This is a genomic window from Kribbella sp. CA-293567, assembly GCF_027627575.1.
Lineage (GTDB): Bacteria > Actinomycetota > Actinomycetes > Propionibacteriales > Kribbellaceae > Kribbella.
Map to the genome: position 1 here is coordinate 1866270 of NZ_CP114065.1, position 21186 is coordinate 1887455.

At 67.8% G+C, this 21186-nt stretch carries 21 protein-coding genes; 11 read left to right on the top strand and 10 right to left on the bottom strand.

The window, feature by feature from the left end; genetic code table 11:
- Positions 1-28 precede the first annotated feature (28 nt).
- Both ychF and OX958_RS09045 read left to right on the top strand, forming a co-directional pair.
- Positions 29-1105: a redox-regulated ATPase YchF gene (gene ychF / locus OX958_RS09040; RefSeq protein WP_270136763.1), complete on the top strand. Its 1077-nt coding sequence runs from the start codon at positions 29-31 to the stop codon at positions 1103-1105.
- Positions 1106-1288: 183 nt separating this feature from the next.
- Entirely contained in the window at positions 1289-2218 is a 930-nt protein-coding gene (locus OX958_RS09045) for an Abi family protein (protein ID WP_270136764.1), read from the top strand.
- Positions 2219-2424: 206 nt separating this feature from the next.
- Here the strand turns inward: OX958_RS09045 and OX958_RS09050 are convergent, their stop codons facing one another.
- Complete coding sequence (locus tag OX958_RS09050) at positions 2425-3054, bottom strand: isochorismatase family protein (RefSeq protein ID WP_270136765.1); 630 nt, start codon at positions 3052-3054, stop codon at positions 2425-2427.
- 126 nt (positions 3055-3180) lie between these two features.
- On the opposite strand from OX958_RS09050, the gene OX958_RS09055 reads away from it, so the two are divergent.
- From OX958_RS09055 to OX958_RS09065, 3 genes are all read left to right on the top strand, one after another.
- On the top strand, positions 3181-3771 hold the full coding sequence (locus OX958_RS09055; RefSeq protein WP_270136766.1) for a CGNR zinc finger domain-containing protein: 591 nt from the start codon (positions 3181-3183) through the stop codon (positions 3769-3771).
- Between the two features lie 167 nt (positions 3772-3938).
- Positions 3939-4583 (top strand): DUF6357 family protein, encoded by a 645-nt coding sequence (locus tag OX958_RS09060; RefSeq protein WP_270136767.1) that lies wholly within the window; start codon positions 3939-3941, stop codon positions 4581-4583.
- Positions 4580-5851, top strand: coding sequence for a DUF6357 family protein (locus OX958_RS09065; protein ID WP_270136768.1), 1272 nt, complete (start codon positions 4580-4582; stop codon positions 5849-5851). Before OX958_RS09060 ends, OX958_RS09065 begins: the two co-directional genes overlap by 4 nt.
- A gap of 27 nt (positions 5852-5878) precedes the next feature.
- Here OX958_RS09065 and OX958_RS09070 read toward each other — a convergent pair whose 3' ends face one another.
- Positions 5879-6559, bottom strand: a complete 681-nt coding sequence (locus tag OX958_RS09070; RefSeq protein WP_270136769.1) for a DNA alkylation repair protein — start codon at positions 6557-6559, stop codon at positions 5879-5881.
- A 102-nt stretch (positions 6560-6661) separates the two neighbouring features.
- Here OX958_RS09070 and OX958_RS09075 point away from each other — a divergent pair, with 102 nt between their 5' ends.
- Positions 6662-7441 carry a class I SAM-dependent DNA methyltransferase gene (locus OX958_RS09075; protein ID WP_270136770.1) on the top strand — a complete coding sequence of 260 codons (780 nt, stop codon included), beginning with the start codon at positions 6662-6664 and terminating at the stop codon, positions 7439-7441.
- A 221-nt stretch (positions 7442-7662) separates the two neighbouring features.
- Here the strand turns inward: OX958_RS09075 and OX958_RS09080 are convergent, their stop codons facing one another.
- Complete coding sequence (locus OX958_RS09080) at positions 7663-8313, bottom strand: LysE family translocator (RefSeq protein ID WP_270136771.1); 651 nt, start codon at positions 8311-8313, stop codon at positions 7663-7665.
- A gap of 170 nt (positions 8314-8483) precedes the next feature.
- Between OX958_RS09080 and OX958_RS09085 the strand changes: the two genes are divergently transcribed.
- Positions 8484-8663, top strand: coding sequence for a DUF5302 domain-containing protein (locus OX958_RS09085; protein ID WP_270136772.1), 180 nt, complete (start codon positions 8484-8486; stop codon positions 8661-8663).
- Between the two features lie 59 nt (positions 8664-8722).
- Here OX958_RS09085 and OX958_RS09090 read toward each other — a convergent pair whose 3' ends face one another.
- From OX958_RS09090 to OX958_RS09105, 4 genes are read right to left on the bottom strand one after another with little or no spacing between them, the layout of a single operon-like run.
- Positions 8723-9133: an SRPBCC family protein gene (locus tag OX958_RS09090; protein WP_270136773.1), complete on the bottom strand. Its 411-nt coding sequence runs from the start codon at positions 9131-9133 to the stop codon at positions 8723-8725.
- Complete coding sequence (locus OX958_RS09095) at positions 9123-9440, bottom strand: ArsR/SmtB family transcription factor (protein WP_270136774.1); 318 nt, start codon at positions 9438-9440, stop codon at positions 9123-9125. The genes OX958_RS09090 and OX958_RS09095 overlap by 11 nt, the downstream gene beginning before the upstream one ends.
- Positions 9441-9478: 38 nt before the next feature.
- Complete coding sequence (locus OX958_RS09100; protein ID WP_270136775.1) at positions 9479-11581, bottom strand: alpha/beta hydrolase; 2103 nt, start codon at positions 11579-11581, stop codon at positions 9479-9481.
- 13 nt (positions 11582-11594) lie between these two features.
- Positions 11595-12662, bottom strand: a complete 1068-nt coding sequence (locus tag OX958_RS09105; RefSeq protein WP_270136776.1) for a class I SAM-dependent methyltransferase — start codon at positions 12660-12662, stop codon at positions 11595-11597.
- A 99-nt stretch (positions 12663-12761) separates the two neighbouring features.
- Between OX958_RS09105 and OX958_RS09110 the strand changes: the two genes are divergently transcribed.
- From OX958_RS09110 to OX958_RS09125, 4 genes are all read left to right on the top strand, one after another.
- Complete coding sequence (locus OX958_RS09110) at positions 12762-15497, top strand: helix-turn-helix transcriptional regulator (protein ID WP_270136777.1); 2736 nt, start codon at positions 12762-12764, stop codon at positions 15495-15497.
- Complete coding sequence (locus OX958_RS09115) at positions 15498-16454, top strand: phosphotransferase (RefSeq protein WP_270136778.1); 957 nt, start codon at positions 15498-15500, stop codon at positions 16452-16454.
- A 54-nt stretch (positions 16455-16508) separates the two neighbouring features.
- Positions 16509-17138, top strand: coding sequence for a DedA family protein (locus OX958_RS09120; RefSeq protein ID WP_270136779.1), 630 nt, complete (start codon positions 16509-16511; stop codon positions 17136-17138).
- 78 nt (positions 17139-17216) lie between these two features.
- Complete coding sequence (locus OX958_RS09125; RefSeq protein ID WP_270136780.1) at positions 17217-18398, top strand: hypothetical protein; 1182 nt, start codon at positions 17217-17219, stop codon at positions 18396-18398.
- Here the strand turns inward: OX958_RS09125 and OX958_RS09130 are convergent.
- The 3 genes from OX958_RS09130 to OX958_RS09140 all read right to left on the bottom strand — a co-directional run bounded on the left by OX958_RS09130 (position 18388) and on the right by OX958_RS09140 (position 21186).
- Positions 18388-19215, bottom strand: coding sequence for an acyltransferase domain-containing protein (locus OX958_RS09130; RefSeq protein ID WP_270136782.1), 828 nt, complete (start codon positions 19213-19215; stop codon positions 18388-18390). The genes OX958_RS09125 and OX958_RS09130 overlap by 11 nt on opposite strands.
- Before the next feature lie 73 nt (positions 19216-19288).
- Positions 19289-19576 (bottom strand): 4a-hydroxytetrahydrobiopterin dehydratase, encoded by a 288-nt coding sequence (locus tag OX958_RS09135; protein WP_270136783.1) that lies wholly within the window; start codon positions 19574-19576, stop codon positions 19289-19291.
- Between the two features lie 23 nt (positions 19577-19599).
- Positions 19600-21186 (bottom strand): carboxylesterase/lipase family protein, encoded by a 1587-nt coding sequence (locus OX958_RS09140; RefSeq protein WP_270136784.1) that lies wholly within the window; start codon positions 21184-21186, stop codon positions 19600-19602.

Below are 21186 nucleotides of genomic sequence, written 5' to 3' on the forward strand. Positions count from 1 at the left end.
CGCACTGCGCCGCGTAGTCTTGCTGCCCGTGGCACTCTCCATCGGAATCGTCGGGCTCCCCAATGCGGGCAAGTCCACGCTCTTCAACGCGCTGACCAAGAACAACGTGCTCGCGGCGAACTACCCGTTCGCCACGATCGAGCCCAACGTCGGAGTGGTCGGCGTACCGGACCCTCGGCTGGGCAAGCTCGCCGAGCTGTTCGGATCGGCCAAGCAGCTGCCGGCCACCGTGCAGTTCGTCGACATCGCCGGCATCGTCCGGGGCGCGTCGGAGGGCGAGGGGCTGGGCAACAAGTTCCTCAGCCACATCCGCGAGGGTGACGCGATCTGCCAGGTGACGCGGGTCTTCCGCGACGACGACGTCACCCACGTCGACGGCAAGGTGGATCCGGCGAGCGACATCTCGACGATCCAGACCGAGCTGATCCTGGCCGACCTGCAGACCGTCGAGAAGGCGATCCCGCGGCTGGAGAAGGAATCCAGGCTGAAGAAGGAGAGCGTCGCCGTACTCGAGGCGGTCCGCGAGGCGCAGAAGCACCTCGAGGCCGGTACGCCGATCAGCGCCACCGACGTCGACCGCGACGCGATCCGTGAACTGATGCTGATGACGGCCAAGCCGTACATCTTCGTTTTCAACTGCGACGCCGACGAGCTCGCCGACGAGGCGCTGAAGCAGCAGATGCGCGACCTGGTCGCCCCCGCCGAGGCGATCTTCCTGGACGCCAAGTTCGAGGCCGAGCTGGTCGAGCTCGGCGACGAGGACGAGGCCCGCGAGATGCTCGCCGAGATGGGCGTCGAGGAGCCGGGCCTGGACGTGCTGGCCCGGGTCGGCTTCCAGACCCTCGGCCTGCAGACCTACCTGACCGCCGGCCCCAAGGAGTCCCGGGCCTGGACGATCAAGAAGGGCGCCACCGCCCCCGAGGCCGCCGGAGTCATCCACACCGACTTCCAGCGCGGCTTCATCAAGGCCGAGATCGTCTCCTTCACCGACCTGATGGAGGCCGGCTCGATGGCCGCCGCGAAGTCCGCCGGCAAGGTCCGGATCGAGGGCAAGGACTACATCATGGCCGACGGCGACGTGGTGGAGTTCCGCTTCAACGTCTAGGTGACCTAGCCGGGATGTTTGTTCATGACAGTTGGGCGTTACCTTGGAACAAGCTGACGCGTGCGGCGGATGACTGATGCATGTCACTCAGAGTTGCGTTTCGCCATCCCCCGGAGGTATGGTTTTCTTACTAAGACCGGTTCCGCCTACTTCGGTAGGTCCAGGGCCGGTCCTCGTCTTTGGGTGGCCTACTTGCACGGAGCAGTCAAGAAGTACCAGACCTACGATCAGCAGGTCGACATGCTTGTCGCGCGTGGAATGGATGTCGGAGATCGCAACGCCGCCGTCGCGACGCTGCGCCGAGTTAACTACTACCGCCTGAGCGGTTACTGGTATCCGTTCCGGAAGCTCGTTGCGCAGGGGCAGCAGGAGCGGCAGGACGATTTCTTCCCCGGCGCCCGGCTGAGCGATGTCGTCGCTCTCTACGACTTCGACGCCAGGCTTCGTGCGGTCACTTTCGCGGCGCTTGCCCCGGTTGAGCTGTCCATCCGTGCCTTGCTCGGTCACGAACTGGGGCGTGTCGATCCGTGCGCGCATCTTGAGCCCAGCAAGCTCGGACCGACGGCACGGAGCGGCGACAGATACACGCGTTGGCTCGAGGGGTACAAGATCGAGGTGGGTCGGTCGCGCGAGGACTTCGTAGCGCATCATCATCAGAAGTACGAGGGCCGTTTACCGGTCTGGGCTGCGGTCGAGCTGCTGGACTGGGGCGGCCTGACGTACTTGTACGGCTTCGCTCCGCGTGACGTTCAGGACAGGGTCGCCAACGTGTGCGGGCTGAACGGGCCGCAGCTGACAAGTTGGCTCAAGGCTCTGAACCTCATCCGCAACACATGCGCGCATCACGGCCGTCTGTTCAATCGTGTTCACACGATCTCGCCAAAGCTGCCGCGCTACGGGCGACATTCGGACCTCGACGCGGCGGCGACTGAGTGGAGCCGGACGTTCGGTCAGCTGACGCTCCTCCAGTTCCTCGCTGATCGGCTCCAGGTTGGCCGAAAGTCGCTTCTTCCTGCTGTGCTCAAGAGCTTCCCCTCCATCCAGGCGATTCCGATCATCCATATAGGTGCTCCGAGCGACTGGCAGAGCAAGAGTTCGCTGTGGAGTGCCTGAGTCGGACACCTGTGCACTCCGCCGACTTCGGATCAACGTCGAACTTGCATGCCGACGCAGCTTGGGGACCTTTCTGGGCCCCGAACGCCGTCGCCAACCTGCCGGCGACCCCGAGATGTTGATCCGGCCCACAACGTGGTGGAGTTCCGCTTCAACGTTTAGGCAATGATCCGGGGACGGGGGATCTTTCTTTGATCTCCCGTCCGTCAGGAGACCTTGCGGCCCTGTGCGGCTGAGGTGACCAGGTTGCCCTTGCTCAACGCCTCGCCGGACTGCAGTGCGGCCGTCCAGGTGCTGGTGTCGGTGACGGCTGCCCAGTTGGAGTGAAGCAGCGTCATCAGTGTGTCGTGGACCTGCCGGGCCGGCGCGCTGCCCGCGTCGTTCGCGAGGTCGATCGCGCCGGTCGCGTCCGAGAGGACCTCCACGGTGAAGCCGAGCGGCTCGGCGGCGGCCGCGGAGGCGATCACGCAGTTGTTCGTCATGTAGCCGACGAGGGTGATCGTGTCGACGCTCTGGTCGCGCAGCCAGCTCTCGAGGTCGGTGTCCGCGAAGACGCTCGAGAACTGCTTGCTGATGCGCTTGGCCACTCGCTCCTCGTGATAGGCGACCTCGGGGTGGTTGCGCCAGGTCGCCGACCCCGAGGCGAAGACGGGGGCCTCGGCCGGGAGTTCGTGCTGGACGAGCACGACCGGGGTGCCGGCCTGCTCCGCGGCGTCGATCGCGGCCCGGATGTGGACGACCGACTCGTTGCGGTCGGGGTACTGGATCGGGAGGAGCCCGTCAAAGTACTCCTGCTGGGCGTCGATGACGATCAGGGCTCGGCGTGGTGCGGTCATGGTGTTCTCCGTTTCATCAGGCGAGGTGGCGCGCGAACTTCGCGATCTCATGGATAAATCTCAGCTTTGACGTGATGCGACCATAGCAGATGTCTCACGGATACGGGCGCCTGATACCGTGAGAACATGACGGAGACCGCTCAGCTGGCCGTGCCCGGCGTCGAGGAGCACCCGAGCCTCGCCCTGGTGAACAGCGTGACTGAATCGGCCAGGGGCCACCGCCGCGACGAGTTGGAGACCCCCGAGAGTGTGCGGGCCTGGCTGCTCACCCGCGACCTGATCGACCCAGACGCTGTGCTGTACGAGTACTGCCGAGGCCGGATCGTGGCGCTGCGCGAGAGTCTGCGAGACCTCTTCACTGCGCACACCGGCGGAGACGTCCCCCCGCCCGAAGCAGTGCAAGCCCTCAACAGCGCGCTGACCAGCGTCCCCGGAGCGCTGCTCCTGCGCTTCGATGCGACGACAGGGTTCACCCGCGGCGCCGATCACCCGGTGACGCAGGTCGTCGAGCACGTCATGGCCCTCATCGCCGAGGATGCCGCCACGCTGCTCACCGATGACGAGGCGTCGATGCTCTCCTCCTGCGAAGCAGACGGCTGTCAGTGGTTCTTCCTGCGCACGCACGCACGACGGCAATGGTGCTCGATCCGCTGTGGCGACAGAATGCGTGCAGCCCGCGCCTACGCACGCAAGCGCGGGCAACGCGGCATCTCCTAGACTTCAACTGTTTCTCCGTGCCGGAACTTTGTGGAGTTCCGCTTCGACGTCCAGGCCAGGGAGCAGAAAGTTGCCGTCGGCGGAGGCTGGAACTCGGCGCACGCGGTTGAGGATCAAGCCGGAGGACTTCTAGGTGGTTCCGCTTCGATATCTAGCAAAGGACGCAGATGGCTCGCGCTTACAGCCCTGGACCGAAAGAGTTCGTGTTCGGTGGGGGTGATGGCGACGATCAACGGGTGGTCGTTGCTGATGCTCAGGAAGCCTATGTGGCGTTCTCGGAGTTCTTCCGGGGGCGGGAGGCTGACGCGTTCACCGTCGAGGATGAGCCGGTGGGGCAGCGGGTGGTGTTGATGCCTGGGCGAGGGGTGGTTGCCCGGGGCAAGGGGGCTGAGGTCGAGTACGTCAAGGTCGACAGGGCCAATCGCTATCTGCCGGCCGCGATGCTGTTCTTCGAGAACGGGTACGCCGGTCTCGATCACTTCGGGCAGTGGTTTCCGGACCTTGCCGATCTCGACGCGTCGCCGGAGACTCGCGGTGCCCTGCGTGCCGCGACGTTCACGACCCAGGCCGCGGCGATCGGGGAGGTCGGCCGGATCTGGGCGGATTCGGGCATCGTGGATCCGGGCAACGAGTGGTACGTCTTCTTCGATTCGCACGGTGCCGACGACGATCGAGCTGAACGAGCCGAGCTGCTGGTGCTGATCGAGTTCCTTGGTCTCGAGCGAGGCGAGGCGCCGGCTGGGGCTGCCGACGGTGAGGTGTGGGTGCGTACTGATCCGCGTCTCGACGCCGAGTCAGAGCGGTGGGCATGAGCGGCCGGCCGGCGGAGGAGGTCGTGTTCGCCCGCGCGAACGGGTGGTTCCCGAAGGTGGTTCGGAAGGACGGCGTACTGCGGATCGTGCTTGCGGCCGGCGCCGACGCCAATCATGATCCCCGGCTTTTCACGTTCCCGATCGAAGAAGCCCATCACGCTGTGATCCGGGCGGAACTGACGCGGCATCTGCTGCTGTGGAGTGCGGTCCTGCCGCTGTGCGACGCTGCCGGGACTCGGGGCGAGCTGGACGAGAGTGCTGCCGTCGCGCTCCTCGACCCGATCCTCCTTGGTGCTCCTGCTGACGTCGAGGCACTGTTCCGGCGCATTCGGTGGAGCAAGAACCAGCTCATCTCGCATGGAGCCGACCTCGAGCTGCTCGAGCGTGGCCACGTCTACCAAGCGATGAGCTCGGCGACCGAGGCGTCCGACTGGCCGCGAGTTCAGGAGTACGAAGCAAAGCGTCGACGTATCGAGCGCGGTGTGACTCTTGCTCCGCTCGACGCCGCGATCCTCAAGTTCACCGGGCAGTACCTGCATGGCTCGACGATCCCGAGACGGCTTCCCGACGCGGTCGATCCGGCGCTGCTACCTGAAGTTCTGCGGGTGATCGCCACCGCGGAGCGAGCGTGCGCCGGGATGCGGATCCGCCGCGATCCGCGCAAGGGAGGAACCGCGACGGACAAGCGTGACTGGGACCGGATGTCGACGGCGGTCGATGCGGCCGTGCGCGGCGCACATCCGGACCTCGTTGAGGACGCGGTGAGGACCGTGAGCTTCCTGATGTGCTCGGAGGCGGCGAAACGGGCGAGGAGCGGGCCGATCGAGGACGACGCGGAGCAGGCCGGCAGTGTGCAGACCGCGCGGAAGACGAAGCTGACCTTCACCGACGACAAAGAGGTCGAGGAGACGTGGCACCCGGACAGCGCCCGTACCGCCAGTGCTGAGTTCTGGGAGTTCGTCAACAGCCGCTCTGCCTCGGACAACGAGGTGTTCACCATCGAGGACGAGGTGCTCGGTGAGGGGATCCAGGTCCACTTCTACGCCGACTCGATCGCGCGGATCACGACGGTGAGGAAGGGCGAGAACGGGTCGGACCCGGAGTACCGGGTGGAGTACGGCCTGGTCGACGGGCTCGACGGGTATCGGACCCTGGTACGCGCCTTCGTCGATGGCGGCTGCTCCGCGCTGGACGGGCACGGTCCGTGGACGACGGATGTCGACGACTTCGAGCGCGCTCGCAAGCAGCGCGGCGCGGCGAAGTCCTAGCCAGAAGGGTTCGGCTTCGACGTCTGGTCAGGCGGTTCGGCGGCGAACCATCTCGGTGATCCAGATCGGCGCGTACGGCGAAGTGCAGCCTGGGGGCGTGGGGTAGTCCTTGAGAACCGCCAGGCGTTCGCCGATCGCGATGGCCCGGGGCCGGTGGTCGGGGTGCTCTATTCCGATCTGGGCCAGGCAGTGGTTCATGGCCCATTGCAGGCGCTCGGGGGCGTCTTTCAGCTCGGCCTCGATGGTGTCGAGCAGGGCGGGGAGTTCCAGGCCGGCGGGCAGCTTGGCGACACGTTCGGCGGTGAGGGCCCAGCCGGCGCTGGCGACGACGGGGTCGGGGTCGGCGTACCAGGTGCGGCGGAGCTCTTCGGCGTACGGGCTCTTCTTCACCACGTAGTTCACCAGCCAGTCGTGGACCTTGGGTTTGCGGGCTTCGCGCAGCATGACGTCCAGCTCGTCCCGCGTGAAGGCCTTGGGCCGGAAGATGAGGAGCGCCAGCAGCCTTGCGGCGGTGTCGCCGGTTGCCCAGAGGTCGCGGGCCAGCTGCTCCTGCTTCTTCAGCCGCTTCGCCACCGCGCGGAGCTTGGTGAGGTTCACGCCGTGGTCGTCCCCGTGCTTCTCGTTCACCGCCCGCGCCTTCGGGTCCTCCAGCGCCGCCAGTTCGGCCATCACCTCGGCCACCGTCGTCCCAGTCACCGTCTCAGCCACACCGATCTCCTCAGCCATAGGGAAGCGCAAGCCTAGCGAGGCGTGATCGGCCGTCCGTAAAACGAGTGGGATCAGTGGTCCGCGCGGATCTAGGGTCCGGATATGCCTGATGCCTTGTTCGCACATCCTCGGTTGGCCGCGCTCTACGATCCGTTGGAGGACGAGCGGCCCGATCTCGAGGTCTATGCGGCGATGGTGGGGGAGTTCGGGGCGGCGCGGGTGCTGGATGTGGGGTGTGGGACGGGAGTCTTCGCGCTCTTGCTGGCGGGACGTGGGGTGGAGGTCGTCGGGGTGGATCCGGCGTTGGCTTCGCTGGAGGTGGCTCGGGGGAAGCCAGGTGCGGAGCGGGTGCGATGGGTGCAGGGGGATGCCGGCGCGTTGCCGCCGTTGCAGGTGGACTTGGCGGTGATGACCGGGAACGTCGCGCAGGTTTTCGTGCAGGACGAGGACTGGGTCGAGACGTTGGGCGCCGTACGGCGTGCGCTGGGCCCGGGTGGGCGATTCGTCTTCGAGACAAGGGATCCGGAGCGGCAGGCGTGGTCGGGGTGGAATCGCGAGGACACCTACAGGCGGGTCGAGCTGCCGGGGGTCGGGGTGGTGGAGAGCTGGACCGAGTTGCTGGAGGTCCGGTTGCCGCTGGTGACGTTTCGGGCGACTTATCTGTTCGCTGCGGACGGGGCGCGGCTGGAGTCGGAGTCGACGTTGAGGTTCAGGACCCGGGCGGAGATCGAGGAGTCGCTGACGCGAGCGGGGTTCGTGGTCGACGAAGTACGGGATGCGCCGGATCGGCCGGGGCTGGAGTTCGTGTTCGTCGCGCGGCCGCGCGACCAGGTGGAGCGGCCAGGGTGCCGGGCAGGGGATGGGGGGGCACCGGCACCCTGACCTGTCAGGGGACCACTTGTGTGGTGGGGGCCGGGGAGCGTTGTGCCGGGTGGACTGCCTCGCGTGGTGGGGCTGTCGACTGGTTCCGGTGGTCCGGGGCCTCTGGTGACCAATCTATGCCGGGGCACAAGGGGCAGAGGCTGGGTGGACGCTCGAAGCAGTCGCAAATCGCTTGAGAACAAGGGAAATGCCACGAAATGCGGCAGAGGGTAAGGGCCGCGTCACGGAGTGGCGACGGGCGCCGTACGGTCTGTGGCGAGCTTCACGGCGAAGACGGCCAGCGCGGTGCCGGTGAGGTAGCGGTGAATGCGGGACCAGAGGGGTCTGCGGACGAAGAAGATCGCCACCGAGCCGGCCGTGACGACGAAGATCGCGTTGACGGCCACGCCGACGATCAGCTGGGTGAGGCCGAGGATCAGGCTCTGGGCGCCGACGTGCCCGCGCGACGGGTCGAGGAACTGGGGCAGCAGCGAGATGTAGAGGATCGCGATCTTCGGGTTGAGCAAGCAGGTCAGCAGACCCATGCCGAAGAGTTTGCGGTGGCTGTCGGGGGTGAGGTCGCTCGGGGTGAAGCCGGAGCTTCCGCTGGGGCGGAGGGCGTTCCAGGCGAGCCACAGCAGGTACGCCGCGCCGGCGAGTTTCAGGGTCAGGTAGATCTCTGGGACCAGCGCGAAGAGAGTCGCCAGGCCGGCGGAGGCGGCGAGCAGGTAGAAGAGGAAACCGACGCCGACGCCTGCCAGCGAGACGAGTCCGGCTCGGCGGCCCTGCGTGATCGAGCGCGAGACGAGGTAGATCATGTTCGGACCGGGGATGACCACCAGGCCGAGCTCGATCAGCGCGATCCCGATCAGTGCTTCCGTGCTGACCACCATCAGGAGTTCCTCCGACGTCGTTGCTGCCCCGGCGAAACTAGCAGGCGGCGTACCGGTGCCGCGGACCGTTTTCGGACGCTGAGACGGGCCCCGCCGATAATCAGTGGCGCGGCAACCGTCACACTTGGTTGGCTAGAGCCTGAACGCCTGACGGTTTGTAAGGAGACGGTATGAGCGACAAGCCCAGCGAGCCGGCCAAGGACGATCTGCAGAAGAAGTTCCGTGAGGCACTCGCCAAGAAGAACCAGACACACGAGTCGCACCCCGGTAGCGGGCCGCGGCACGAGGGTGTCGGCGAAGCGCACAACGACAAGCAGAAGCGCCAGTTCCGGCGCAAGTCCGGCAGCTGATTCCGCCGCCCAACCATCCACCTCGAGCCCCGGGTCACCGCCCGGGGCTCTAGCTTTGCTCAGGCCGTGGTGACCAGAGCGTCCAGGCGATCGAGCTCCAGTTCCCAGCCTTCCAGGTGACCGCCGGCGTCCTGGGGGTCGGTGAACCCGGTGTGGCTGAGCAGCAGCCGGGTGCCGTCCGCAACCTCCGACAGTTCGACGCGGACCTGTGTCGGGCCGCCTTCGTGATCCCACTGCCAGGTGAACTCGAGCAGCTTCGGCGGCTCGACCTCGGTGTAGACGCCGCGGGCGACGTACGGGCCCATCGTGACGACGTAGGCGCCGCCGACCCGTACGTCGGCCTCGACCTCGAGGTCCAGGGCGGGGTTGGGGCAGTACCACCGGGACAGCAGCGTGGGCTGGGTCCAGGCGGCGTACACGCGGTCGATCGTCGCCTTCAGTACGCGGTCGATGCGGACGTCAGAGCTCATCGTCGTTCTCCAGGAGGTCTTCGAGGCGGTCGACCGCGCCGTTCCAGTACGCCGTCAGGTCAGCAAGCCAGGTCTGTACTTCGGTCAGCGCGGCGGGGTGCAGCGTGCAGACGACGGAACGGCCGTGTCGCCGGCGAGTCACCAGGCCGGCGTCGACCAGCACCCCGACGTGTTTGGTCATCGCGGGCGGGGTGATTTCGTGCGGGGTGCCGAGCTGGCTCATCGTCGCCTCGCCCCGGCTCAGTTGCCGGACGATCGCGAGCCTGGTCGGATCGGCAAGCGCGGCGAAGGTGGTGGCCAGGGGCATGGCAATACTTCACCAATCGGTGAAGTGTTTGTCAAGGGTCAGAGGAGTTCGTCGAGGAGGCCGGCGGCGCGGGCAGCCCCGCCGGTGGGGACCGGGAGGTAGTCGACGGACTGCATCAGCTGTACGGCGATGGCTTCGGCCAGCAACTGCGGGTCGCACGCCTCGGCGTAGCGGAGGTGATGGCCGGCCTGGTGACGGGTCAGGCGGGCGCGAACGTGGAAGTTCTGCTCGAAGTGGTGCTCGAGCGGAATGTAGATGAACGGGACGCGGAGAGCGGTCAGCTCCATACAGGTGGTGAGACCGCCTTGGGTGATGGTCAGGTCCGCTACTGCCAGGTGCTGTTCCAGGTCCGGCAGATAGCCGTGCACGGTAACGCCTTGGCTGGTCGGTAGCTCGGTGGGATGGATACGAGGGCCGGTGACGAAGACGAACTCGAGCCCTGGGACCAGCCGGCGAGCGAGCGGGACGGCCTCCAGTACCCGGTGGAGAAGATGGGAGCCGACCGCTGAGCCGCCGACGGTCACCATGCACAGGAGTTGATCGCCGCGGTAGCCGAGGCGCTCACGCGACCGAGTGGCCGGCTGCGAGCCGGTGACGTAGCCGGTGAAGGTGTAGTTGGCGACGGTCCAGTCGCGGATCGACGGCAGCCCGGGGCCGAATTCGGTGGTGGTGACGTCGGCCGGGTCGCCGACGAAGAGGGAATGGTCGCGCAGTCGTGGATAGCGGGCCCGGTGTTCGAGCATCTCGGCGTTGTAGTCGGCGGTCAGCCGCGCCTCGGCCGTGCCGCCGTCGGGCATCGGGAGCCAGCCGACGAAGTCGGTGAGCCAGGCATAGCCGAAGCGTTTGAGCTCGGGGTTCTCGTGCAGGAAGTAGTCGACCTCCCAGGCCTCGTCGGCGATCACCAGGTCGTAGTGCCGGCCGGCCACGACATCGGCGAAGGTGAGGAAGTTCGCGACCAGGATCTCGTCCATCCGGCGGATCGCCTGGAACGCGTGCAGGTCGTGTTCCTCGGCCTCGAACTCCACGTGCGCCGACTCGCTCACCAGCCAGTCCGAGGCCGGATGGACCTTCTCCCCGGCGTCCTCGAGCACTCGCGTGACCGGGTGCTGCGCGAGCCAGTCGAGCTGCAGGTCCGGGCGGCGCAGGCGAAGTTCCCGGGCGATCGCGAGGTCACGCTTGGCGTGGCCGAGGCCGATGGGTGACGACAGGTAGAGCGCCCGGCGCGGCCGGTTCAGCGCCCGGACCCACGTACGCCGTACCGGCTGTGGCGCGACCTGGTCGACGAACGACTTCAGCAGCCGGTTGAACATGACCGGATCGCGGGCGTGAGGCGCATGGCCGCCGCCCTCGATGGTGATCAGCGAACCGCCGTACAGCTCCGCCAGCCGCTGCCCCTCGGCCAGTGGACGTACGGCGTCGTCCGAACCGTGCACGACCAGCACGGGACACTCCACCGGCGGCAGACGAGGGCTCTGAGCCTGGCGAGCGGCCTCGGTGTCCACCAAGCGCTCCGGGCTGATCTGCAAGCCCCAGTTGATCGCATCCTCGATCTGTTTGGTCGAGTGCGGCTCTGTGAACAGCTGCCCGAAGAAGAAGTGCAGGAAGTCCTCGTAGCCACCTTCCCGCCAGTAGTAGCGGTTGAACTTCGCCCAACCCTGGTTGGACGGTTGCCTATCGCTCCACAGGCCTCTCGGATCCGGCACCAGCCCCGGGGCGCTACCGACACAAACAACTCCCAGTACTCGAGTGGGCTGCTCCGCTGCGAGCTGCAGCGCCCATGGGCAGCCACGCGAGAATCCGACGACCACGCATCGCTCAACCCCCACTGCGTCCAGTACTGCGGCGGTGTCGGCGACGTACTCGCTCTCCGCGTACGCAGCGGCCCCCACCGGCTTGCTGGACGCGCCAGAGCCCCTGTCATCGAAGGTGATCACCCGGAAGTGCCTTGCCAGGTAGGGCACCTGCGCCTTCCACACTCGCGAGTGCACGATCGACCAGGTCGGCAGCAGGACCACAGTTGGCCCGACCTGAGCAGCAGGCCCGTCCCACACCTGGTAGGCGATCGTCACGCCGTCCCGCTCGACCGATCCGACCTGATCGGCCGGTCGAGCAGGACGCTCCCCGATGAGTCCTTCCCTCATGTCCGGCACTGTCTCAGGGCCGAACCTCGAAGACCAGGTTGAACGGCGTCTCCGCGGCGGTCCGGAAGCGGGTGAAGCCGGCGGCGGTCGTGACGTACTTGATGCGGGCCGGTCCGGCTTGGGTTCCCAGCGCCAGACCGACGTCCTGCGAGAGCGAGGCCGGCGTACAGAGCAGGGTGGAGAAGCCGTAGTACGCGCGGCCGACCGGGTTGAGGTTGTCCTCGACACGGTCTCCGGCCATCGGCTCCACGACCATCCACGTGCCGTCGGGCGCCAGCGACTCCCGCACTCGCCTGGCGGCGCCGACCGGGTCGCCCATGTCGTGCAGTGCGTCGAACGTCGTGACCAGGTCGTACCCACTGCCGCCGTACTGCGTCGCCGACGCCACCTCGAACGTCACGCGGTCCGCGACGCCGGCCTCGGCAGCGCGTTGCCGGGCGATCGCGATCGACTCCGCGTGGTAGTCGGCGCCGACGAAGGTGGAGTTCGGGAAGGCTGCCGCCATCAGGATGGTCGAGGCGCCGTGGCCGCAGCCGATGTCGGCGACCTTCGCGCCGGATCCGAGCTTCTCGACGACGTCGTCGAGGGCCGGGAGCCAGCCGGACACCAGGTTCGCGTTGTAGCCGGGGCGGAAGAAGCGCTCGCAGCCCAGGTGTACGTCGGAGTTGTGTTCGTGCCAGCCGATGCCCGCGCCGCTGCGGGCCGCCTCGATGGTCTGGGTGGTGTGCTGCACGGTGCCGAGAGCGATCTGGAAAAAGCCCGGCAGGAACGCGGGGCTGCTCTCGTCGGTGAGCGCCACGGCCTGTTCCGGCGGCAGCAGGTACTGCGCGGTCGTGGTGTCGTACTCCACGAAGCCACCGGCGGCCTGGGCGTTGAGCCACTCACGGGTGTAGTGCTCGCTGGTGCTGGTGCGTTCTGCCAGCTCGGCCGGCGTGACCGGCCCGCCGTCGGCCAACGCGCGGTAGTAGCCGAGCCGGTCGCCCATCACCACCAGCGCGGCGTTCAGGGTGGCCCCCACCTCGCCGACGGCCTGGCCGACGAACGCCATCAGCTTGTCCATGTCGATCGCAACTGTTGTCATCTCAGTTCCCTCCCTGGATCTGTACGCCGAACCTAGGAGCGCGGGGGCGCTGCTCGCATCAGGTGACCCACCTAGCCGATCGGTGGTGTACTGCCAGACATGCTGATCGGGCGGGAAACCGAACGGCGGGTGATCGAACGGCTGGTCGCGGGAGCACGGGTGGGGGCCAGCGGGGTGCTGCTGATCACCGGGGAACCGGGGATCGGGAAGACGGCGCTCGTGGCCGAGGCCGCGACACTCGCCGCGGGTCTGCACGTCCTGCGGGCTCGCGGGACGGAGGCCGAGCGGGACCTTCCGTTCGGCGCGCTGCACCAGTTGCTCCGGCCGGCGCTGGGGGAGTTGCCCCGGATTCCCGCACCCCAACGAGAGGCATTGGCTGCCGCGCTGGCTCTCGATCAGAGTGAGGCGCCCGGGACCGGCCGAGTGGTGGGCAATGGTCCTGGGGTCAGCCCGGAGGAGCGGTTCGCAGTAGGGGCGGCGACTCTGAGCCTGGTCTGCCGGTACGCGGAGCGGGTGCCAGTGGCGTTGCTGGTGGACGACGCGCAACTGCTGGACCTGCCGTCGGCCGAGGCGATCGCGTTTGCGGCGCGGCGGCTGCTGGCTGACCCGATCATGTTGGTGGTCGCGGCACGGGCCGACGAGGCGCATCCGTTGGCTCAGGCGGAGCTACCGGAGCTGCGGCTGAGCGGGGTCGGGCTGGGGGCGGCGCAGGAGCTCATGGCGGGGATGCCGGTGGACCTGGTGGCGAGTCTGCATCGCACGGTGGCGGGCAACCCGTTGGCTTTGATCGAGCTGGCCCGGGATCCCGAGCAGCTGCAGCGGATTCCGCCCGGCGTACCGGTGCCTGTGCCTGCCCTGCTCGCAGACGCCTTCGCAGCAAGGGCAAATAGGCTCAGTGGGCAAGCGCAGACGGCACTGCTCGTTGCCTCGGTCGACGACGGTGAGCTGGGAGTAGTAGCGCGCGCCTGTGTCGAGCTGGGCGTCGACATCGCAGTACTGGCTGAAGGTGAGCGCGCGTCGCTGGTGAAGCTCAGGGATGGCCGCGTCGAATTCAGACACCCCCTGGTTCGCTCGGCCATCTATACCGGCGCGGAGCCTGTACTGCGGAGAGCCGTGCATCTAGCGGTCGCCAACGCAGTACAGGACGACGACCGTCGGGCTTGGCATCTCTCCGAGACAGTGCTCGGTACAGACGACGCCGTAGCGGCCGCACTGGAGCTGGCTGGCGACCACGCCGTCGCTAGAGGCGCACATGCGGTCGCTGCCACCGCCTTCGAGCGCTCCGCCCGCCTCACCGGTACGCCGAACGCTCGCGCGCTGCGGCTGGTCGCGGCCGGGCAGGCGGCGTGGTTCGCCGGTTTGCCCGAGCGAGCCGACAGCTTGCTCAACGAGGCACTCACCTTTGACCCGCCCGCACAGGTCCGTACTCACGCCGACGAACTCAGGGGCGACATAGCGGTGAAGTGCGGCTCACCTGCCCGAGCCAGGGACATCCTCGTCGCCGCAGCGGCCAGCACTGCTGAGCCCGAGGCGGCTGTCGGTCTGCTCTCCGACGTGATCAACGCGTGCTTCCGGCTGGGCGACGCGGCAGGGGCGCTGGGCGCCGCGGAGCAGTTGACCGAGTTGCTCCGCCGGGTCGACCGGCCGAGCACCCGCGTCATCGGTCTGCTGGCCAGCGGTGTCGCCAAGGTGCTGGCCGGCCGTGGCGGCACCGACGAGATCCGTCAGGCTGTCGCGCTGGCACCGTCGGTCGCGCTGGACCGTGACCGGCGGCGGCAGATCTGGATGATGCTCGCCCCGATGTTCCTCCGTGAGACGGGCACCGGTCGCGCGCTGATCGAGGAGACGATGCGCGAACGGCGGGACCAGGTCGCCGTCGGCGTACTGCCCGCGGTGCTGTTCCTGCTCGCCCGCGACGACGCGACCACCGATCGCTGGGCGGATGCGGCCACGGCGTACGACGAAGGGGTGCGGCTGAGTCGCGAGACCGGGCAGACGACGGAGTTCGCGATCAACCTGGCCGGTCTTGCCTGGTTGTCGGCTCATCAAGGGCGCGAGCAGGAGTGCCGGGCCGGCGCGGCGGAGGCGATGGCGATCTGTGCTGAACGGCAGATCCACCTGGGCACGCTCTGGTCGCTGTTCGCGCTGGGAGACCTCGAACTGGGCAAGGGCGATCCGCAGGCCGCGCTGCCGCACTACGAGCGGCTGGCCGAGGTACTGACCTCGCTCGGGGTGCTGGACCCGGACCTGTCGCCGGCGCCTGAGCTGGTTGAGGTCTATCTGCGGTTGGGGCGGGCCGGTGACGCTGCAGCGGCCGCGCGAGCGTTCGCAGTACGGGCTGAAGAGAAGGGACAGCCGTGGGCGCAGGCGAGGGCGGCTAGAGCTATCGGACTGGTGGAGGAGGACGAGAGCGAGTTCCAGCGGGCCCTGGAGTGGCATGCGCGGACACTGGATGTCTTCGAGGCGGCACGGACCCGGCTGGTCTACGGAGCCTGGCTGCGGCGAACAAGGCGACGAGTGGACGCGCGTAAGCAGCTACGCGAGGCAGTGGCCGCCTTCGACAAGCTGGGAGCGCCAGGCTGGGCCGACCAAGCCGCTGCTGAGCTGAAGGCGACAGGGGAGACCGCACGCCGCCGACAGCCGAGTACTGCGGATGACCTGACCCCGCAGGAGCGGCAGATCGCCCTGCTTCTCGCCGACGGGCAGAGCATCCGCAGCGTCGCCGCCCGCCTCTTCCTGAGCCCCAAGACGGTTGAGTACCACCTCCGCAAGGTCTACACGAAGCTCGGCATCCACTCCCGCCCCGAGTTGGCTGACATCCTGGAGAAGCTCTGAATGGACTGGACGACTGAAGAATGGCTCAGCGGCGCGCGGGACTGGCTGGATGAGCAGTTGGGCGCCGCTGGTCTACGGCGGGTGGGTGAGGTCACCCAGCCGAGGGTTCGGGCGTGGGGGACCGTACTGCGCGCTGAGACGACCGGCGGCCCGGTTTGGTTGAAGGCGCCTGGGCCGGAGACGGCGTTCGAGGTGCCGCTCTATCGGTTGCTCGCGACGCTTGTTCCTCGGTGGGTGCTGGAGCCGATCGCGGTCGATGTGGAGCGTGGCTGGGTGCTGCTTCCGGACGGTGGACCGACTCTGCGGGAGGGGCTGGGGAACGGTGACTTGTCCGAGGTGATGACTCGGGTGCTTCCGCAGTACGGGCAACTGCAGGTTGACCTGATGGGGCACGCCGACGACCTGCTCGCGGCAGGTGTCACAGACATGCGGCCTGCGGTGATGCCGCAGCGGCTGGAGGAGGCGCTGGAGGTGACTGGGCGCTTCGCCGCTCGAGACGCGGAGGCGGGGGAGTGGCACACCTGGGTCTCGAGTCAGCGCCGAGCATTCGCGGCTCGCTGCGCCGAGCTGCCCGATCGGGCAAGTCTCGATCACAACGACATGCACACCGAGAACATTCTTGGCCGGCCGGGCGGCTCAGTGCGCTTCTACGACTGGGGTGACAGCGTGCTCGCGCATCCGTTCAGCAGCATGCTGGTCGCGCTCTCGTTCCTGTCCCAGCAGCTCGGGGTGAGCCCCGACGACCCGCTGGTACGCCGTCCGCGCGACGCCTATCTGGAGGCGTTCGGCAACCCCGCCGAGCTGGTCGCCGAGCTCGAGCTGGCTTGCTGGATCGGCAAGGTGGCGCGGGCGCTGGTTTGGCAACGGGCGCTGCACGACGAGCCTGGCGAGTTCGCTCGGGCGCCGGTGGAAACTCTGTGGTCCTTGCGGATGAATTCCTGGTTGACCACTGCCTGAGGGTGGCCGGGTGAATTCGGTCGCGGTTGACATCGGGTGGCATGCTGGCTTGCGATGACTGACTTGATGGAAGCCGCCCGGCAGTTCCTCGAGCTCGCCATGGCTTCGCAGTGGCTGATCCTGGTGCTTTTCCTGGCCGCCACCATCGACGCGGTCTTTCCGGTCATCCCGAGTGAGGGACTGGTCGTCACGGCGGGGATGGCGGCCGCGGCCGGTCATCAGAACCTGTTGCTGGTGATCGTCGCCGCGATGGTCGGCTCGATCATCGGCGAGTCCGTCTGCTATCTGCTCGGCCGTGGTTCCGGGCCGGCGCTGCATCGCTGGCTGAAGCGGCAGGAACGGCGGCAGCGGATCTTCGAGAAGGTGTCCAAGGCGCTGCACACGCGGGGTGGGCTGATCCTGATGACAGTGCGGTACGTTCCGGGCGCTCGGATGGTCGCGACGCTGACGGCGGGCGCGACGGCGTACTCGTTCCGGAAGTTCATCCTGTTCACCGCCGCCGGGGTCACGGTGGCGTACACGTATGTCGCGCTGCTCGGTTATCTGGGCGGCGACGCGTTCGCGCACGACTCGCTCAAGGCGCTGGCGTTCAGTCTGAGCCTGGCTTTCACCATCGGTCTCGTGATCGAGACGTCCCGCCGGATCGCCCTCCGGCGGCGAGCAGCCAAGCTCACAGCCGGGTAACGATCACCCGTTCGCTTTCCGCGCGAACGCGTGTCCCGGATCGGCCGGGACCGGCCACCATGCGTCAGTGGAGGCGTGGTGAGGCCTGCGCTGCCCCGATTGCTGACCTGCTCCGTCGTACTGGCGGCGCTGGCCGGTGGCTGTGCTGATGTGCCGCTCGACGGGGCGGCAGGTCAGGGACCGGCTGCAACGCCCGACGGTACGCCGAGCCGGACACCGAACGCCCCGCCCAGCACGACGCCCAGTGCCTCGCCTACCGCCCCGGACCCGTCGGCCACGCTGACACCCGGCGTGAAGCCGCCCGCAGCAGCGCCGGTGACGCGCAGCTTCCCGGCCAAGCTGAAGAACGGCAAGCCGCCGCTGTTCGTCGTCATCTCGTTCGACGGCGCCGGTGACCTGCCTCTGTGGGCGCAGTGGCGTGCGCTGGCCAAGCAGGTCGACGCCCGGATGACCTTCTTCCTGTCCGGCCCGTACGTGTACCCGCAGGCGCGCAGGACCGACTACCAGCCGCCGTACAAGAAGGCCGGCGCCTCCGACATCGGCTGGGGTGATCCCGACAAGGTGCTGCGCCGGGCCGCCGTACTGCGGCAGGCGATCGCCGAGGGCCACGAGATCGGTACCCACGCCAACGGGCACTTCTGCGGCAAGGACGGGATCAACCGCTGGACCGGAGCCCAGTGGACCGGCGAGTTGGACGCCTTCGAGTCGATGGTGCGCACCGGGCCGGCCCTGGCGGCAGGCAAGACGCTGGCGGCGCCGTTCGACCCCAGCACGGTCAAAGGGATGCGGACGCCATGTCTGGAGGGCAACCGTCCGGCGTACCGGGCGGTGATGAAGCAGCGCGGCATGCTGTACGACGCGTCCGAGCCTGGCTATATCGCGTGGCCGAAAAAGACGGACGGGCTCTGGAACTTCCCGCTGCAGTCGGTGCAGCTGGCGGGGACGCACAAGAACACCCTGACGATGGACTACAACCTCTGGTACAGCCAGACGGAGGCGCACGAGGCTCCACTCGCGCATGCTCCCGCACTGAAGGCGCAGGTGCTCGCGACGTACCGGATGGCGCTGGCACGCTCCCGCGACGGCGGCAACCCACCCTTGTTCCTCGGCAACCACTTCAACCGCTGGAACAACAGCGTGTACTCCGATGCGCTGACCAGCTTCGTCAAGGAGACCTGTACGCAGCCCGACGTTCGCTGCGTCTCCAACGTCGAGCTGATTGGGTGGCTGACGAAGTACGGCGTACCGGCTACAGCTTGAGGTAGCCGGTCGCGCTCTGCCAGGTGCCGCCGGCCTTGATCCGCTCGACGATCAGGCGTTGCAGCCGGGTGTCCCGAGGGAACTCGTCCAGCCGGCTCAGGTCGTGGCTGCGGAAGGTGAAGAAGATCGCGCTGTCCTGGGAGTCGCGCGGTTCGCCGTACGGCGTGAAGCGGCGGCCGAACCGGACCATGTTGGAGTCCTGCGGCAGGTTGTCCAGCAGATAGGAGTCCAGCAGCCAGGAGTCGAGCGTGGCGGTGCGCACCGGGTACTCCGGGAAGACGCGCGGGAAGAACTCGCGGGCCTGGTCGAAACTCTCGTCGATCGCCCCCGGAGTCAGCGGGCCGGACTCCGGGATATGGACGCCGATCACCCACTCGCCGGGCTCGGTGCCGGGCGCCGGGTTGACGGCCGGCACCTGGTGGAGCAGGTACTGCAGGCGGCCGAGCGTGTAGATGAGGCCGACCCAGTGGTTGGTCAGCCACCAGTGCGTTGCCAGCCCGTATTCACCGAAGGTCCGGCGGTGCACGTCGAGTTGCAGCCCGAGGTCGGCCAGGGTCGCCCAGCTGATCTCGTCGGTGATCCCACGCCGGCGATGCCACGCACGGATGTCGGGGACCGTTCGCAGGAACGCCGCCACCGAGATCCGCGGATCCTCCGGCAACTCCAGGCCGTCACCCTCGGCGCGGAAGGTGCCGATCGTGGCCCGCAGTTGCCCGGCCAGCTTCTCGACCGCGGCCGGGTCGGCCTCGAACTTTTCGGCCGCCGCCCGGTCGGCGTCGGTGAAACCCAGCAGGCGGTATTCCTCAGCGGTGATCACGACGCCAACCGTAGTCGTTGGATAGTTACCGGTCTTCCGGATTGACCGAAACCGCGCTGCGTCCTGGGCGGGGTCAGCCCGCGGCGGTGTCGATGTGGCTGGCCAGCACCAGGTCGTCGTCGGTCAGGCCGCCGGCCTCGTGGTTGGTGACCCGGAAGGTGATCGTGGTGTAACGGATGTCGATGTCGGGGTGGTGGTTCATCGACTCGGCCAGCTGGGCAACGGTCGCGACCAGCCGGATGCCGTCCAGGAAGGAGTCCTTCTGGACGCTGCGCACCAGCGAGTTCTCCACGACCTTCCACTGCGGCAGGTGATCGCGCAACGCGGCGTCGATCTGGTCATCGGTCAGCAGCTCAGCCATGGCGACACTCTAGTGCTATCCCGCTAGCCGAGTGACCGCCAGAACGCCAGCCGGTGTTCCTGTTCGTAGTCGACCGGGGCGATCTTGCCCGGGGCGAGCGACTGGACGCTGCCCGGAGTACTGAAACGCTGCCACTCCGGTACGCCGTCCCCGTTCGGGTCGCCTCGATGGGCGAAGTTCGTCCAGTAGCCGATCATCGTGTCGGACAACGCGACCTGGTCCGGGCGCATCGCCTTGGTGCTGGTGGCGTCCGGGAAGAGGTAGCTCACGTCACCGGCATGCCAGGCGCCCGGGTCGAAACCTTTCGGGAACGGGATGTCGATCGGCGCGTCCCGGTCCGCGAACTCGTAGAACCACAGCGGGTTCTTTGCCGAGAGCAACTGGTTCTGCCGGAGCTGGGCCTGGGCCCACATCCGGTCGGTGACCACCGCGGCCCAGGCCCGGGCCGGGGTCGGGTAGTCCTTCAACGGGTACTCCGCCGCGATCCGTCCGGCCTTGTTTCCGAAGGCGGTTCGGAGCAACTCGGGATAGTTGGCTGCGGTCACCGGCTGGCCGGCCAGTTCGCGGAAAAAGGCGACGAACGTCGTGTGCTCGTCCCGGGTCGTCCCCGACAACACCGGCACCTCGGCGAAGTCGCCCGCGGTCAGCGCCCGGAGAGGGTCGGCCGGTAGCTGTTCGTTGCCCAAGGCATAGGGCTGGAAGATGTTCATCACCTGCGGCAGGGCGAGCAGCTTGGCCACCGGGACCTTGCGAAGACACGCGAGGTCCTTGCAGCCAAGCTGTTTCGCCACCACCTGGCCTTGTGTCTCGGCGTCCTTGGTGGTCGTCCAGCCGTACCAGGGCAGCGCGGGGATGCCGGGGTAGGTGACGCCGGCCGGCATGTCCATCAGGGTGAAGCCGCTCTGCATGGCGACCTTGTGGAACAGGCCGTGCGACTCCTTCGACATCAGATGCGCGCTGGTCGCGGTCGCGCCGTACGAGACGCCGAAGAGCGTGACGTTGCCCGGGTCGCCACCGAACGCGGCGGCGTTGCGCTGGACCCAGCGCAGTACGGCGCGCTGGTCCTGCAGACCGATCGTGCCGGAGTCCTTCAGGCCGGGCAGTGCGAAACCGCCGAAGACGCCGAGGCGGAAGTTGAAGGTGACCACCACGACGTCACCCTTGACCGCGAGCCGGGTGGGATCGAACTGCGCCCCCGCGCCGATCGCGCCGTCGCCGTGGATCCAGACCATCACCGGCTTCCGGTGCTCGGGTGACGCGGAGTTCGGCGTGGTGACGTTGAGGAAGAGACAGTCTTCGTTGCTGCTGGCAAGGTCTGCGATCGCGTTCTTGTTCTGCGGGCAGGCGCTGCCGGGGCGGGTCGCGGCGCGTTCGCCGGTCCAGGGCTCGGCAGGCTCGGGCGGTGCCCAGCGGAGAGTGCCGACGGGCGGAGCGGCGTACGGGATGCCGTTGAAGATGCGGCGGTCGCTGTGCACGATGCCCCGGACGTCACCCGTGTCCGTGCGTACGACGGGTCCGGGCGGTGCTGTCGGCTGGGCTCCGGGGTCGGTCTTCTCGCTGCAGCCCGCGAGGACGAGGGCGGCGAGAGTCAGTCCGAGTAGGCGTCGCAT

Excerpts from the sequence above, each read along its gene's own strand:
- OX958_RS09100 (WP_270136775.1), bottom strand. The coding sequence starts at position 11,581 with ATGAGGGAAGGACTCATCGGGGAGCGTCCTGCTCGACCGGCCGATCAG.
- OX958_RS09090 (WP_270136773.1), bottom strand. The coding sequence starts at position 9,133 with ATGAGCTCTGACGTCCGCATCGACCGCGTACTGAAGGCGACGATCGAC.
- OX958_RS09085 (WP_270136772.1), top strand. The coding sequence starts at position 8,484 with ATGAGCGACAAGCCCAGCGAGCCGGCCAAGGACGATCTGCAGAAGAAG.
- OX958_RS09105 (WP_270136776.1), bottom strand. The coding sequence starts at position 12,662 with ATGACAACAGTTGCGATCGACATGGACAAGCTGATGGCGTTCGTCGGC.
- OX958_RS09140 (WP_270136784.1), bottom strand. The coding sequence starts at position 21,186 with ATGCGACGCCTACTCGGACTGACTCTCGCCGCCCTCGTCCTCGCGGGC.
- OX958_RS09075 (WP_270136770.1), top strand. The coding sequence starts at position 6,662 with ATGCCTGATGCCTTGTTCGCACATCCTCGGTTGGCCGCGCTCTACGAT.
- OX958_RS09055 (WP_270136766.1), top strand. The coding sequence starts at position 3,181 with ATGACGGAGACCGCTCAGCTGGCCGTGCCCGGCGTCGAGGAGCACCCG.
- OX958_RS09135 (WP_270136783.1), bottom strand. The coding sequence starts at position 19,576 with ATGGCTGAGCTGCTGACCGATGACCAGATCGACGCCGCGTTGCGCGAT.
- OX958_RS09060 (WP_270136767.1), top strand. The coding sequence starts at position 3,939 with ATGGCTCGCGCTTACAGCCCTGGACCGAAAGAGTTCGTGTTCGGTGGG.
- OX958_RS09120 (WP_270136779.1), top strand. The coding sequence starts at position 16,509 with ATGACTGACTTGATGGAAGCCGCCCGGCAGTTCCTCGAGCTCGCCATG.
- OX958_RS09095 (WP_270136774.1), bottom strand. The coding sequence starts at position 9,440 with ATGCCCCTGGCCACCACCTTCGCCGCGCTTGCCGATCCGACCAGGCTC.
- OX958_RS09050 (WP_270136765.1), bottom strand. The coding sequence starts at position 3,054 with ATGACCGCACCACGCCGAGCCCTGATCGTCATCGACGCCCAGCAGGAG.
- OX958_RS09065 (WP_270136768.1), top strand. The coding sequence starts at position 4,580 with ATGAGCGGCCGGCCGGCGGAGGAGGTCGTGTTCGCCCGCGCGAACGGG.
- OX958_RS09080 (WP_270136771.1), bottom strand. The coding sequence starts at position 8,313 with ATGGTGGTCAGCACGGAAGCACTGATCGGGATCGCGCTGATCGAGCTC.
- OX958_RS09115 (WP_270136778.1), top strand. The coding sequence starts at position 15,498 with ATGGACTGGACGACTGAAGAATGGCTCAGCGGCGCGCGGGACTGGCTG.
- OX958_RS09110 (WP_270136777.1), top strand. The coding sequence starts at position 12,762 with ATGCTGATCGGGCGGGAAACCGAACGGCGGGTGATCGAACGGCTGGTC.